The organism is Bacillus sp. ILBB4 (assembly GCF_035064545.1).
In the GTDB taxonomy this organism is placed as follows: Bacteria; Bacillota; Bacilli; order Bacillales; family Bacillaceae_H; genus Priestia.
On the sequence record NZ_JAIQVD010000009.1, the window covers coordinates 76,847 to 90,458 of the forward strand.

At 32.4% G+C, this 13,612-nt stretch carries 14 protein-coding genes and 1 riboswitch; of the genes, 7 read left to right on the forward strand and 7 right to left on the reverse strand.

Going from position 1 to position 13,612, the window contains the following annotated elements; genetic code table 11:
- The first annotated feature begins 56 nt into the window (after positions 1–56).
- Positions 57–563, forward strand: coding sequence for an RrF2 family transcriptional regulator (locus LAV82_RS25795; RefSeq protein ID WP_176585792.1), 507 nt, complete (start codon positions 57–59; stop codon positions 561–563).
- Between the two features lie 206 nt (positions 564–769).
- Here LAV82_RS25795 and LAV82_RS25800 read toward each other — a convergent pair whose 3' ends face one another.
- Entirely contained in the window at positions 770–2,110 is a 1,341-nt protein-coding gene (locus tag LAV82_RS25800; RefSeq protein ID WP_499717216.1) for an aminotransferase-like domain-containing protein, read from the reverse strand.
- Between the two features lie 120 nt (positions 2,111–2,230).
- Between LAV82_RS25800 and LAV82_RS25805 the strand changes: the two genes are divergently transcribed.
- The gene (locus LAV82_RS25805; protein ID WP_499717217.1) at positions 2,231–3,151 is read left to right on the forward strand and encodes a DMT family transporter; all 921 of its coding nucleotides are present in this window, start codon (positions 2,231–2,233) and stop codon (positions 3,149–3,151) included.
- Positions 3,152–3,251: 100 nt separating this feature from the next.
- Here LAV82_RS25805 and LAV82_RS25810 read toward each other — a convergent pair whose 3' ends face one another.
- From LAV82_RS25810 to corA, 3 genes are all read right to left on the reverse strand, one after another.
- Positions 3,252–3,725, reverse strand: a complete 474-nt coding sequence (locus tag LAV82_RS25810; RefSeq protein WP_499717218.1) for a DUF3574 domain-containing protein — start codon at positions 3,723–3,725, stop codon at positions 3,252–3,254.
- A 707-nt stretch (positions 3,726–4,432) separates the two neighbouring features.
- Positions 4,433–4,837 carry a DUF4430 domain-containing protein gene (locus tag LAV82_RS25815; RefSeq protein WP_176583634.1) on the reverse strand — a complete coding sequence of 135 codons (405 nt, stop codon included), beginning with the start codon at positions 4,835–4,837 and terminating at the stop codon, positions 4,433–4,435.
- A gap of 279 nt (positions 4,838–5,116) precedes the next feature.
- The gene (gene corA, locus LAV82_RS25820) at positions 5,117–6,076 is read right to left on the reverse strand and encodes a magnesium/cobalt transporter CorA (RefSeq protein WP_176583633.1); all 960 of its coding nucleotides are present in this window, start codon (positions 6,074–6,076) and stop codon (positions 5,117–5,119) included.
- Positions 6,077–6,423: 347 nt separating this feature from the next.
- Between corA and LAV82_RS25825 the strand changes: the two genes are divergently transcribed.
- Together LAV82_RS25825 and LAV82_RS25830 are read left to right on the forward strand one after the other, a co-directional pair.
- Positions 6,424–6,654: a cold-shock protein gene (locus LAV82_RS25825; RefSeq protein WP_499717219.1), complete on the forward strand. Its 231-nt coding sequence runs from the start codon at positions 6,424–6,426 to the stop codon at positions 6,652–6,654.
- 1,004 nt (positions 6,655–7,658) lie between these two features.
- Positions 7,659–7,940 carry a hypothetical protein gene (locus tag LAV82_RS25830; RefSeq protein WP_499717220.1) on the forward strand — a complete coding sequence of 94 codons (282 nt, stop codon included), beginning with the start codon at positions 7,659–7,661 and terminating at the stop codon, positions 7,938–7,940.
- Positions 7,941–8,219: 279 nt separating this feature from the next.
- On the opposite strand, the gene LAV82_RS25835 is transcribed toward LAV82_RS25830, so the two are convergent.
- Complete coding sequence (locus tag LAV82_RS25835) at positions 8,220–9,386, reverse strand: phosphoribosylaminoimidazolecarboxamide formyltransferase (protein WP_499717221.1); 1,167 nt, start codon at positions 9,384–9,386, stop codon at positions 8,220–8,222.
- 49 nt (positions 9,387–9,435) lie between these two features.
- A riboswitch (ZMP/ZTP riboswitch) is annotated at positions 9,436–9,514 on the reverse strand.
- 262 nt (positions 9,515–9,776) lie between these two features.
- Between LAV82_RS25835 and LAV82_RS25840 the strand changes: the two genes are divergently transcribed.
- Positions 9,777–10,763 carry a ketoacyl-ACP synthase III gene (locus tag LAV82_RS25840; RefSeq protein WP_499717222.1) on the forward strand — a complete coding sequence of 329 codons (987 nt, stop codon included), beginning with the start codon at positions 9,777–9,779 and terminating at the stop codon, positions 10,761–10,763.
- A gap of 156 nt (positions 10,764–10,919) precedes the next feature.
- The gene (locus LAV82_RS25845; protein WP_499717223.1) at positions 10,920–11,531 is read left to right on the forward strand and encodes a hypothetical protein; all 612 of its coding nucleotides are present in this window, start codon (positions 10,920–10,922) and stop codon (positions 11,529–11,531) included.
- A 400-nt stretch (positions 11,532–11,931) separates the two neighbouring features.
- Here LAV82_RS25845 and LAV82_RS25850 read toward each other — a convergent pair whose 3' ends face one another.
- On the reverse strand, positions 11,932–12,249 hold the full coding sequence (locus LAV82_RS25850) for a MazG nucleotide pyrophosphohydrolase domain-containing protein (RefSeq protein WP_098526836.1): 318 nt from the start codon (positions 12,247–12,249) through the stop codon (positions 11,932–11,934).
- A gap of 102 nt (positions 12,250–12,351) precedes the next feature.
- Here LAV82_RS25850 and LAV82_RS25855 point away from each other — a divergent pair, with 102 nt between their 5' ends.
- A complete protein-coding gene (locus LAV82_RS25855; RefSeq protein ID WP_499717224.1) occupies positions 12,352–12,933 on the forward strand; it encodes an LOG family protein in 582 nt (193 codons plus the stop codon).
- Positions 12,934–13,004: 71 nt separating this feature from the next.
- Here LAV82_RS25855 and LAV82_RS25860 read toward each other — a convergent pair whose 3' ends face one another.
- On the reverse strand, positions 13,005–13,550 hold the full coding sequence (locus tag LAV82_RS25860) for an SMI1/KNR4 family protein (protein ID WP_499717225.1): 546 nt from the start codon (positions 13,548–13,550) through the stop codon (positions 13,005–13,007).
- Positions 13,551–13,612: the final 62 nt, after the last annotated feature.

The following is a 13,612-nucleotide window of genomic DNA, read 5'->3' on the forward strand; positions in this document are numbered from 1 at the left end:
AAATACTCCTAAGATACAATTTGATAACCCTTAAAACCAAAAGCAGGTGAGTTTATATGCAGTATAGCGTCGGGGTTGAATATGCATTACATTGTCTTGTTTATTTAATTGATACGCCTTCAAAAGAAAGTGTTGGAATAAAAGATTTAGCAGAATTCCAAGGACTTTCGGAGACCTTTCTTTCGAAAGTTTTCGGTAAATTATCTAAAGCTGGTATTGTAAGTTCCGTTCCTGGTGTAAAGGGAGGATATAGATTAGCTAAGTCCCCAGAAGAGATTTCTTTTTGGGATGTAATACAAGCTGTCGAAGGACCCAAACCTATTTTCCAATGTAAAAATATTGTACAAAACGGTATATTATATCGAGACAAGGACTGTAGTTCCTGTGAATCCAGCAATTCTACTTGTTCAATTAATTTGGTCATGCTTGAGGCAGAAGAACAGATGCGTGAATTTCTTCGTCATAAAACTCTTGCATGGTTAGATAAGGAACTTAACCATGTTTTACCTGAGAAGCAAAGAACTGATACAAGGGAATACTTCGCAAAAAAAAGCACTAACTAAATCGCCTTGACGAATTAGTTAGTGCCTTTTTATTATTTCGACTACAAATTAACTGTTACGCTATATAGGTTTAGTTAACATAAAACGTATTACCGGTAGGAAGAAATTATAGAAGACATGCGAGAGAAACATATATCATTACAAGAATAATACTTTTAAGTCTCTTCGTCTTAAACAGTGATAAAGACCTTAATTACATTAGGTAATTAAGAAAAATAGTTACCTCTTTTTTTTAAAGCATCTGCAATTTTTCTGACTCCTTCTTCAACTCGGTGATTTTCAACATTTGAAACATTTAACTTTAAAACCCGTTCTTTGTGAAAGTTGGCTAGATAATTACTTTCAACTGAATCCAGATATACACCCTGTTCATATAAATAACGAATAAATGACTTCATATTTACTTGTCTAGGTAGCAAAATATGACCATGCATAACTATTTCTGACGATGATTCGTAATTAGCCAGATGATTTTGCAGCGATTGATGAAGAATTTGTGCACGTTTATTGTAAATACTACTTACTTTTAATTTATTATGTTCAAACATACCACTTTTTATATAAAGATATAGTGCAGCTTGTGAAATCATAGCGCTATCTATATCTATGGTCGTTCTAAATTTTTGAAAGGTGCTAAGAATAGAGGGAGGAAGAACGGCTAGACCTATTCTTAAACCTGGAAACATGATTTTTGAAAAGCTCTTTAAGTAGATAACCTGTTCTTTAATATCCTCTGCAAAAATAGGATCATTCTTTGTGTTATACTCAAAATCTGCTAGATAGTCATCTTCTATAATATACACATTGTATTTATAAGCTAACTGTAAAATAGCTTCTTTGTCTTTTTTGCTATATGACGTTCCTAAAGGATTCTGGAAGCGTGGCATTGTATAAAAAAATTTAATCTCTTCTTCATTGAATATTTTTTCTAGTTTCTTTAGATCAATGCCTTGCGCTGTACGTTGGATGCCTATTGCACGAATTCCATATGTTTTCAGCATATCCATATACAAATGGTAACTAGGTTGTTCGACTAAAATAGTAGATCCGTTATTTGGAAAAGGTATCATGCTCAGTAAAGCGAGTGCCTGTTGAACCCCTGAGGTGATGAAGATATGTTCAGATTTCGTAAATACTTGATAAGATTCTAAGAGCTTCTTAGCTTCTGCAATTAATAAAGATAAACCTTTTGGTGTTCCATAACGAAACAATTCTTCTTGATATGTATCAATCGCTTTATTAATACAATGTTGAAAGTCTTTATAAGGAAATGCATGCCATGTTGGAGATGATGTTGCAAAATCAACGCCTTCAGTAGATGTAGGTTCTTCGAAAACCTGATGTTCCACAACGTAATAACCACTTTTTGGAATAGAATAAATAATATGTTGCTCTTCCAAACGTTTTAAGGCAGATATTATTGTACTTTTACTACAAATATATTGTTGCGATAAGCCTCTAATTGAGGGTAATTTTGCCCCTGCTTGAAAGTCCCCAGACTGTATCTTTTGAAGTAGAGAATGATAAATTGTTTCATATTTAAGCATAGTATTCCTCCAAATACACATCTGTACCGATACAGATGTGTATTTTTCATATCGTAGATATTGTTAGTTTCTCTTACTATAGTGATAACCGGCCGGATAAATCTGAAGGAGGTCATTCACATGATTGAAAAGAAAAGAGCATATATAGCTGCACTTACTTATGCCATTATTATCGGATTGTCATTTATGTTTGTCAAAGTTGCATTAACTATTGCTACACCTTTTGATGCATTGGCACATCGATTTACTATTGCTTTTATAGGGGTTATAACCTTAAAAGTATTAACGAAAAAATCGTTAAACGTAACTAAAAAGGATATAGCTATTATTGCTTTGTTAGCTATTTTATACCCTACTCTCTTTTTTGCTTTTCAGGTATTTGGACTAGTAAATGTATCATCATCTGAAGCCGGAATTATTCAAGCAACAATCCCGATTTTTACCTTAATCTTTGCGAGCATATTTTTAAAAGAAACATCTACACCTGGTCAAAAGATAGCGATTATTTTCTCGGTAGTAGGTGTGATATATATTATGTATATGAACGATATAGAAAATAAAAATACTAGTCTACTAGGAAGTGGTTTGATTTTAATTTCCGCACTTGTATCGTCCCTATACAATGTATGTGCTAGAAATTTAACTCAACGATATTCCTTATTCACTATCACATATATAATGACTTTATTTGGTTTTATTACATTTAATGGTTTGGCATTGACAAATCATCTAATAAATAACACTATCCATCAATTTATGGCCCCTTTTGTTCATCTAGATTTTGTAATTGCAATTGCCTATCTAGGTTTATTATCATCTTTAGTTACTTCCTATCTTTCTAATTACGCCTTATCAAAAATAGAAGCATCTAAAATGAGTGTCTTCAGTAACTTTGCTACACTGATTACAATCTTGACAGGAGTAATTTTTTTGAAAGAACAATTTCACCTTTATCATCTAGTCGGGGCCATTATTATTATTGCAGGAGTTATTGGGACAAATTACTTTGGTACAAAAGGTAAACACAGTGAAAAAGCCTAGTTTCTTTTTATAAGATATACAAGTCTAATTACCATAATGTCTCTTATCGGAAAGGCTCTTAGAATAATTTATTCTAAGAGCCTTTCCGATAAGAGACATTTTATTCAATGAAATACATCCTTCCATTTACTTCAATAGATATCGAAGATTGCTTCATTTCTTTTTTTAGATCTTTTGCATACGCTACAACTTCATTAATTTTATTCTTATCTAATTTTTCAGTGAAGCTATAAACAATGGTTACCTTTTCCTTAACTAATTTTTTATTGTCTCCTATCCAAGCTCCTGTTCCATCATCAGAAGTGGCACCCCCAAACATATCAGAGAATTTCTCTAAAGATTGATCAACATATTTGCTATTATCAATAGGTTGATCAATATTGTAAGTAGATGGAACGTAAATTTTTACAACATCGTCAAGGTAAGATTTTCCTATCAAAACATTTGATTGTTGTTCTTGAGTTGTTGATGTTGGCTTAGATGGGTGTTCAGCATATACTATATAGCCAAATAACCCAATTAACATAAGGAATGCTAATAACTTAATTACTAATTTATTCTTCAGTTTTATCACTTCCCCTTATTTAATTAATCCCTAACCGAAAATAACAAATATAGGAAATTTATCTTTATAATATCAAAAATATATATGAGCGCATATATACTTTTTTTGTCGATTTTTAATCTTTATACAATATTCATTTATAGTTAACATAATCACAATTATCGGAAATAAAAAGGCCATTATAATTTACAAAGGCCTTTGAAAAAATTGTTTAGTTAAGCTTAAAGAATGTAGGTTTATCAGAGATTCTCAAAAAAATCTATTTACCTATTAAAAAAATTTTTTATAGCTTCTAGACGTATCCTATGCCCACAATCTTCACAAGTGTATTTCCCTTTCATATTCTCTTTAACCAGTTTATATTTCAATGTGCCTTCATATACTTTGAATTTTTTTCTGCAACTTATACAAATTACTTCATAATAAAAAATTTCAAATCCCTCCCCCTTCTTAAATTTAATATATGAAACAAAGGATTTATATTTGAAATTTGGGCAAACTATCCAAGACACTGTAAGGTGTCAAATACATCTATTTAGAACATTCACCAGAAAAACTATCTTACTCGCATGAGGTAGTTTTTTCTGTTTTTAAGCTGTATATCGTATACATCTTTAGTTAACATAATGTGAATTATCGGAAATTATAACTTACAAAAAAGAAGTTGGAATAATAACTAACTTCTTTTTGTAGGATGTTTTAATTTTCTATGTTATTCACTTTAAAATTTCTTGGTTATCCCAATTTTTCAAAGCCCATACTACATCATCATTTTCATTGAGCGTGACTTCATCTAAACCTAACTCTATAAAATTTTTGTTTACAAAAACAGCCCAATGTATATTTTTCTTTGGAATTGAATGGATACCATTTATAGATATAATATTCCCGTGGGATTCTTCTATGTTGAAGGCCCTTTTTGTTACTTCGTATAATGTCTCACCTTCTTGAAATGAAACTTCTTTCGAAGCAATCGTCTCGTTTTTATCATTTACAATCCTAAAAGTACTCGTCATCTCTAATGCGTGTGTAGGGGAATAAACAACAAAAAGGAATAGTGGTAAAGATATTAGTATCTTTTTAATAAGCATTTTTGAATCTCCTTTTAACGTATTTTTCATATTATGAGCACTTTAGTGATAATTATAATTTTTAAATATAGTTCAGTGTTTGATACGCAACAGAAAAAACTCCCTGTTGTGTTAGGGGAGTTTTTTCTGTTTTTCTAATGAATCTCATATACGAACTTAGTTACCACAATGTAAATTATCGGAAATCTTAAAGAATAAGGGCTTTTTTTTAAGGTTCCTAATAACTCATATTACATGAACAAAAAGACATAACAACTACTTAAAAAAGCAGCCACATTTTTTAGAAGATAAGTCAGCATATTGCTGATATTATTTATTTACATTAAACCAGCCTTTTCGTTTAAACCATAGAATCATACCGATGGTCATTAAAGCCATAATTCCTAAAACAATATAATACCCGTAGTGCCAGTGAAGTTCGGGCATATGATCAAAGTTCATCCCATATAACCCTACGACAAATGTAAGGGGGATGAAAATAGAGGAGATAATTGTTAATGTCATCATAATAGAGTTCATCCGATTGGCGTTAAGTGAAAGGTAATTATCTCTCATATCTGATGTCATATCTCGATTGGCTTCCACCATGCTTGTTAATTTTATCAAGTGGTCATAGATGTCATTGAAATAGGCTTTCTGCTCCGCAGGTATATGTAAACGTTCAGAATTAATAATTCGATATAGCAGATCACGCATAGGAAGAATGGTTTTTCTAAGCTTTAATAAATCACTTCGGATATCAAAAACATCATTCATCAGTAAAGCAATTGATTTTTTTGCATCTCTGCTTTCAATTTCATTTAATTTATCTTCAATTTCATACACAATTGGGAAGTAATCATCCACTAATTGGTCCAGAACCGCATAAGCAATATAGGACACTCCTTTATTAAATCCACTAGGATGTTGTAAAAGGCGTTGTCGTACTGTTTCAATACTGAGTACTGGTTTAAAGTGAAAGGTCACTAAATAATTCTCTCCAATAAATAAGTCTACTTCTTCAACATCTAACGTGTTGCTATTTAAATAATGGAGAACTAAAAAGCTGTAACCTTCATAATAATCAAGTTTAGGACGTTGTAATAAATGAAGACAATCTTCGATAGCTAAAGGGTGAAAGTGGAAAAACGTCTCTAACACTTTTGCTTCCTCTTCAGATGGAGAGGCAAGATCTACCCAGAACCACTTAATGGAAGGGTCAGATAAGTGATCAAGGGGTACATCTTCTTTGACGTGTAAGTTTTGTGTAATAGCGATTGTTCGAATCATAATGCTGCTCCTCCATGTGATTAATCGTTTATTTTATAGTATGTTACATAAAATAAACGATTAATCCGACTGCTAACAAGGTAATAAAATCTTTCTGATATTTTCTTCACTTGTATCTTTATTTTTCCTAAAATATTTATCTATAAAAATAATAAAACAGATGAGGAGGAAGCTAAGGAAGATATCCAGTATTAAGAAATGAAAGAAAGGATCTGTAGTGGAAGCTTTAAAGGGAAAAGGTAATAAGAATATTCACCAATAAAGCATGTATATAATATAGAAATTCAATAAACATAATCACCATTATTGAAACAAAAAAATACTGATACTTTAGGGGGAAGATTTATATGGCAGAAAGACAGGTTGGAACAGTTAAGTGGTTCAATGATGAGAAAGGATTTGGCTTTATTACACCAGAAAGTGGACCTGATCTTTTTGTCCATTTTACAGCTATTGAACGGACTAAAGGGACTGAAGGGGTTGTTATTAAAAGCTTAAAAGAAGGGCAAAAGGTTACTTTTGTAGTAGTGAATGGCCAAAGAGGTATGCAAGCAGAAATGGTACCGGTCCTAGGCTAATATTCTAAGGGAATTATTACACAGTAAAAAATGTATATCATATGCAAAATTAGTTAACATAATCACTCTTAAAGGAACCAAGCAAAAAAATGAACCCATGCAGGACAAGGGTTCGGAGTAGGGTGACTTTTATTGATTAACCTAAGATAATTAAAGAATTAACCTATTCTTTCACCTTCTTATTTTTCAAATATTAATTAAGCAGCATCTAGTTCAAGGTTTTAGGATTATGAATTTATCAAAACCAATTGCTAATTTTTGCCCATATAAATATTATGAACATGCCAACTCCAATTAACCATAAAAATAAAGACCAAGCACGGAAAGTAAAAAAAACGGGTAGATTCCATACTAATATATCTCCTATTACGTTAAATACGGACTCCCAAAATGATTCTTTTGAGTTTCCCTTACTCCATAGATACACTCCTAACAGAATCAATAAAATTGCAACTGCAAGTGGGATTATTTCCTTTACTCTCAACGATACATCACCACTCTTTTACGTAACTTTTTTAGGATAAAATTATAACTCATCAATTTTAATTAACATAATGGATTTTATTTGTGGTAATATAAAAAGCTCTTTTATTCAAAGAGCTTTCCTTCTAAATTAAGTATCTTCATTTCATTTATTTTTTACCTGGTTTTCTTAAATAACTTCCAAGGTATGCCCCAATAGCTCCAATGAAAAATATAAGTACAAACTGAATAACAAGGTTTGAAGGTGAGATTAATTGAAAGATAAAAGCACTTACTCCTCCCCATAAAATAAACAGCAAAAAACCCTTAGATGTAACCCCCCATAATATGCCCCTTTTTGATGAAATCTTTTTAATTTATTAAACTACATAGTTTAGGTTAACACAAACTCAATTATTCCAAATAGTTTACTTATATATCCTGTAAGATTAATTTAAAAAGGAGATATTTGGATATATTATTTTGTCTCTTGAGGACCTATAATTTTATATAACAGCATCTATAGAATGGAGCATTCATTTGTGAACCAACTTAAATATTTTATTTCCCAATTTATATTATTCAGCATAATAATTGTTATTGGCTTTTTCTCTGACAAATATATCAGCAAACCCTTTACTTCTATAGACTTAATAGCAATAGGAGCACTTGCTATTAGCGTTATCCTTATTGTCAATCTAAATAGTAAGTTACATAATTCTTTACTTCCTATTCGTATGTTATATAAAACGTTGTTGTCTATAATAGCTGTCATTTTGGCGACTATATTTATTGGTCTTGTCACAGGGGAAATTATATTATAAATAAATCCCAACATTTTTATCTGAGTTTTCTGCAACGAATAAAATTTCATATTATAAGTAAACTAATCAAGACGCCGTGAAAGGGTCGTTTACGACTACGATTCAACGAATAGAAGAAGACCATCTCTTTTAACTGGGAAGAGGTGGTCTTTTTCAGATTTTAGATTGTATAAGGTATCCATTCTTAGTTACCATAATGTAACTTATCGGAAAAAGTATAAAAGAGCCAATCCTTTATAAGTCTTGGCTCTTTTGGTTTAATTATATTTAACTCATAGCTCAATGATGGAATACACGTATACCTGAATGTGCCATGATCATTCCATATTCATTTGCCGCCTGTGTAACCTGTTCATCTCGTAAAGAATTTCCTGTTTGAACCACATATTTAACTCCACTCTGGGCCGCACGATCTATATTATCACGGAACGGTAAAAAAGCATCGGATGCATAAGAAACGTCTTTTAATCTTTTTAGCCATTCTTCTTTTTCACTCATACTTAGCCTAGCAGGGATCTCTTCAAAACACCGTTTCCATTGTTCATTTTCTACCTCAGTAATATCATCATTCAGCCATCCATCAATTGCATTATTAACTTCTACACGAGAAATGCCTTTTCTGAACTTCATGTTAAGGGCTCTTGGATGTTGTCTTAACCACCATTTATCAGCTTTTTCAGCTGCCAACCTTGTACAATGAATACGGGACTGTTGTCCAGCACCAATTCCAATCGTTTGGCCATCTAAGGCAAAGCAAATAGAGTTTGATTGTGTATATTTCAATGTAATAAGAGCAACAAGAAGGTCCCTCTTTGCATGATCTGGAATATCACAATGAGTCGTAACAATATGATTAAAAACTTCTTTCCCAATCTGTACCTCATTTCTTTCTTGTTCTAAAGTAATTCCAAATACCGTTCTTTTTTCAATCGGATCAGGCACATAGTTTGGATCAATCTCTAAGATTAAATATTTTCCTTTCTTTTTATGCTTTAGAATCTCTAGTGCTTCTTGAGTGTAGCTTGGTGCAACAATCATATCAGAAACCTCTGTTTTGAGGAGATTAGCTGCAGTTATATCCACTTCATCACTAAAAGCAGCACAATCTCCAAACGAAGACATCCTATCTGTTCCACGCGCTCTTGCATAAGCAATAGCTAAAGGAGAAAGGTCTGCACCTTCAATAAAATAAGATTCAGCAAGTGTTTCATTTAGTGGAGAATATACTGCTGCACCTGCTGGACTTACATGTTTAAAAGATGCTGCTGCAGGTTGACTAGTGGCTTGTCGAAGCTCTCGAACCAATTGAAAAGCATTTAATGCATCTAGAAAGTTAATATAACTTGCTTCTCCGTTTAAGATTTTAATAGGTGTGTTTTCTGCCTTATAAACTTTAGCTTTACCTTGATTTGGATTCATTCCGTACCGTAAACCAATCTCTTTCACTTAAAAAATCCCCTTTCTAAATAAAAAAAGTATTTGAACTCATGTTCAAATACTTTGCCCAGGCGTACGGCCGTTATCTATGTGCTTCCTCATGGTTCTCCATGTTTACGCCAGTAACACATAGTCTGTTTTATAAGAAAATTTTACATAATAATATCAATTTTAACAATACATTCAGCCAAATTTTTCTTTTTTTATAATATATCATATACAGAGCTAGTTTCTATAAATAAATATTAAATAAGCCGTAGTCAGAATAGCAATACATATGTGTTCTCTAAAAAACTTCAAATGTCATTTTACATTTTTTTCATATGAAATTATTGACTTTATTGGTACCAAGTACTAACATCAATTTATATATCTTGGTATTGAAGAAAGGTGACTTTAATGAAATCAACTGCACGTATTACAGCAATAGGTACATACGTACCTAAAAAAAGACTTACGAATGATGATTTAGAAAGAATTGTTGATACAAATGATGAATGGATTGTACAGCGAACGGGCATGAGAGAAAGAAGAATTGCAGGTGAAAACGAATATTCTTCTAACTTAGCTATTAAAGCAATTGAAAACTTGGTCGAGCAATATCAAAAAGAGTTGATTGATGTAGATTGTATTGTTGTTTCAACAACAACACCTGACTATGCGTTTCCAAGTGTAGCCACTCAGATACAGGACTACTTCGACATTCCTCAAACAGGTGCTCTAGACTTCAACGCCACTTGTGCTGGCTTTACCTATGGATTACATATGGCAAACGGGTTTATTTCATCTGGACTTCATCAGAAAATTTTAGTCGTTACAGCAGAAACTTTATCAAAGGTTACAGATTATACAGATCGTACTACTTGCGTCTTATTTGGGGATGGAGCTGCGGCTGTTTTAGTGGAAAGAGACGCAGAGAATCCAAGCTTTATAGCTACTCACATTGGGACAAACGGAAAAGGAGGTAAACATGTATATCGTACGAATTTATCTACCACTATGCATGGACAATCTTTAAGTTCTAGTGGCAAGATGGTTCAAAACGGAAGAGAAGTGTATAAGTGGGCATCTCGAACAATCCCCTTAGGCATATCAGAGTTATTAGAACAAGCAAATCTACAAAAGGACGAAGTGGATTGGTTTGTTCCACACAGTGCCAACTTAAGAATGATTGAGTCGATATGTGAAAGATCAGACTTTTCACTAGACAAAACGTTAACTAGTGTGGAGTATATGGGAAATACCTCATCTGTTTCCATTCCATTAGCGTTACAAATAGGTATAAGCGAAGGTAAGTTAAAAAACGGAGATATCCTCTTACTTTATGGATTTGGAGGAGGTCTTACACATGCAGGACATATTATTAAATGGGATTTAACAAAGTAGTAAGAATTGATGAAAAGCTCTTTTTTACCAATTAAGAGCTTTTCATTCTTATATGCATTCATTATAAGTTAACATAAAACGGCTTATAGGAACTTATTTACATATCGATTATAATTATACTTAAAATACACTTTAGGTATTGGAGGAGAATATATAATGGATATTGAAGTAGGGTTTCTTTCCAAAAGCTACATAAGTGATATTCCCTCATGGGGTGGTTTGTTTCCCTTCGGAATAGATGGGGATGCACCTTACATTGTAGAGTATGAAGGTCATGATGTAGACATAGAAACCTTTATCAATAACTGGATGAAAGAGTTAAACAGGTTTCCGGTATATACCCTTTTTACATATATAAGCTATGATGCAGAAGAAATAGATGATGTATTTTCATCTGCTAATATTGAATATGTAAAACTAAAAATAGACAGAGAGACTTTTATTAAAGCTAAAATTGAAAATTATACACAATTTAAAGTCGTTATGCCTTTTTTATATAGCCAAGGAAGTATGAATTGCTTTGCTGCTTGGTCTCTGTCAGAAGATTTATTTAGCTTTGAAAAACGGGATATGAAAACCTTATTTGGAAGAAGAAAAGTTCAAATGCCTATTGTTACATTACGAAAAGATTGCACAATGTTTTGGATTTTTTACGATGGTGCATCTGTTGTTTCCCTATCTAATGACGATTTATTTTCTTCAACTAATTCAATTATTAATTCTTTTCCCAAAAATATTAAAGGGGCTGAGGTTGAATATGAAGAGTGATCCTTATATTTTATATGCTTTACAAATCTAGTTACCATAACAGGTATTATCGGTATGAAATAGAAAAGACACCTTTTAGTTTTAATGTTTAGTAACCGTTTTTATTTTTTTGCTTTCTCATAATGATTTGATAGGTTATAATAAATATCTACAAAAATATTAAATGATATGTAAGTAACAAGCAATTACACCCTTAATATTTAGCTAAAAGAAAAGCCCACCTCTGACAAATCAGGTGGGTTTTTCTTTTTTAGATGTATATGATACACATCCTTAGTTAACATAAAACTGCTTATAGGAATTAAATGCTAAAAGAGAGACCAAATATGCGGTCTCCCCATTGTTAATATGTATTTTGCTTAATATATCGTATCGCTTATTAGTATGTAGCTCCTAGTCCTTAACTAGAATAACGCTCTGCAAGTTTATCCTTATGGGATTGAAAGATCTCTTCTAGAGGAATATCATACTTATTGGCAATCACAATTAAGTTGCCTAACACATCTCCTAGCTCTTCCGTCAATTCTCTCTTGTTTTCTTCTGAAGTACCAGCTACTTCATCTGGTCTATCTCTCCCAATCTCTAAAGCTCTAATAGCTCGTGCTACTTCACCTGTTTCTTCAGCCAGAAAGCCAATTCGAACAAAAATATCTAAGTCCGACCAACCTCTCATCTTATAGTAGTCCTTCACCCATCGTTGAAATTCTGTTACATCCATTGATTGGTTCCACCTTTCATTTTTAAAGATCAACCTAAGTTTAACAAATGATCCATTATTATGTATAATCATTAACGGTGATTTACTTAGGAGGGGATACTTTTGAAAAGACTAGCTGTATTTTGTGGTTCAAGTAACGGGGCATCTGATCTTTATATTGAAGGAGCAAAAGCTCTAGGAAGAGAGCTTGCTAAGCGTAATATTACGCTTGTATATGGAGGCGCAAGTGTCGGTGTAATGGGTGCTGTTGCCGATGCCGTTTTAGAAGAAGGTGGCCATGTAATTGGGGTTATGCCGAGCTTCCTTGAAGAAAGAGAAATTTCTCATAAAAACTTATCAGAACTTATGGTTGTCGAATCTATGCATGAAAGAAAAGCCAAGATGGCAGAACTAGTGGATGGATTTATTGCATTACCAGGTGGCCCAGGTACATTAGAGGAATTCTTTGAAATTTTCACATGGGCTCAGTTAGGCTTACACCAGAAGCCATGCGGACTTTTAAACATTAATAACTATTACACACCACTTGTATCATTATTTAATCATATGACGGAAGAACAGTTTTTACAGGAAAAGTATCGTTCGATGGCTCTTGTAGATACAGAACCACAGGGGTTACTTGATCAATTTAATACATACCAACCACCTTCAGTAAAAACGTATATTACAAAAGCTCAAAGTTAACATAATCAACATTATCGGTAGAAAAAAGAGAACCAGTATATAAAAGGTTCTCTTTAAATTAAAATGTGTAATTATCTAAATTCAAAATATATCTCATTAGCTATATTATCTTTACCTTCTTGAACTATCTGGACAATAAAATCTTTAAGAGTATCATAGCTTTCTATTACTTTTTTTGTTTTGCAATCAACTTCTAATACCTTTTCATCTTTACTCATTACATAATAAGTATTTTTCACTAAAGAATCCGCAAAAATGAAATGCTCTTTAGGCGTACGTTTTCTCAAATGTATCTCTTGAATATCCTCTACATCAACAGTAGAACGTACCTGTTCTTCAATAGTTAGACCTTTATAACTTTCTAGTTCTTTTCCACCCATTCTTAATAAATCAAATAAATAACAACCATTGTAGAAAGAAAGAAATTCTTTATATGCTGAAGGAAAGCTAGTTCCTACCCTTGGCTCAAACTCTTCTATCTCTTCCTTTGTCAAACCAGGATGTAGATACGTATGCCATCTATGTTCGAGCTTCCCATACATTACTGTTTGTGTTCGTAATTTCTTATTATCATCTTGATATATTTTTTTTATTTCTTCTCCTAGGAATTCATACATTATTATCACCTCTATAATCTAATTTTAAATCTTTCAAGGTGAATATGACATACAAAATCAGT

Bases quoted from the DNA above. Each gene is read 5' to 3' on its own strand.
- LAV82_RS25795 (WP_176585792.1), top strand. From the start codon at position 57: ATGCAGTATAGCGTCGGGGTTGAATATGCATTACATTGTCTTGTTTAT.
- LAV82_RS25800 (WP_499717216.1), bottom strand. From the start codon at position 2,110: ATGCTTAAATATGAAACAATTTATCATTCTCTACTTCAAAAGATACAG.
- LAV82_RS25805 (WP_499717217.1), top strand. From the start codon at position 2,231: ATGATTGAAAAGAAAAGAGCATATATAGCTGCACTTACTTATGCCATT.
- LAV82_RS25815 (WP_176583634.1), bottom strand. From the start codon at position 4,837: ATGAAAAATACGTTAAAAGGAGATTCAAAAATGCTTATTAAAAAGATA.
- corA (WP_176583633.1), bottom strand. From the start codon at position 6,076: ATGATTCGAACAATCGCTATTACACAAAACTTACACGTCAAAGAAGAT.
- LAV82_RS25825 (WP_499717219.1), top strand. From the start codon at position 6,424: ATGGCAGAAAGACAGGTTGGAACAGTTAAGTGGTTCAATGATGAGAAA.
- LAV82_RS25840 (WP_499717222.1), top strand. From the start codon at position 9,777: ATGAAATCAACTGCACGTATTACAGCAATAGGTACATACGTACCTAAA.
- LAV82_RS25845 (WP_499717223.1), top strand. From the start codon at position 10,920: ATGGATATTGAAGTAGGGTTTCTTTCCAAAAGCTACATAAGTGATATT.
- LAV82_RS25850 (WP_098526836.1), bottom strand. From the start codon at position 12,249: ATGGATGTAACAGAATTTCAACGATGGGTGAAGGACTACTATAAGATG.
- LAV82_RS25860 (WP_499717225.1), bottom strand. From the start codon at position 13,550: ATGTATGAATTCCTAGGAGAAGAAATAAAAAAAATATATCAAGATGAT.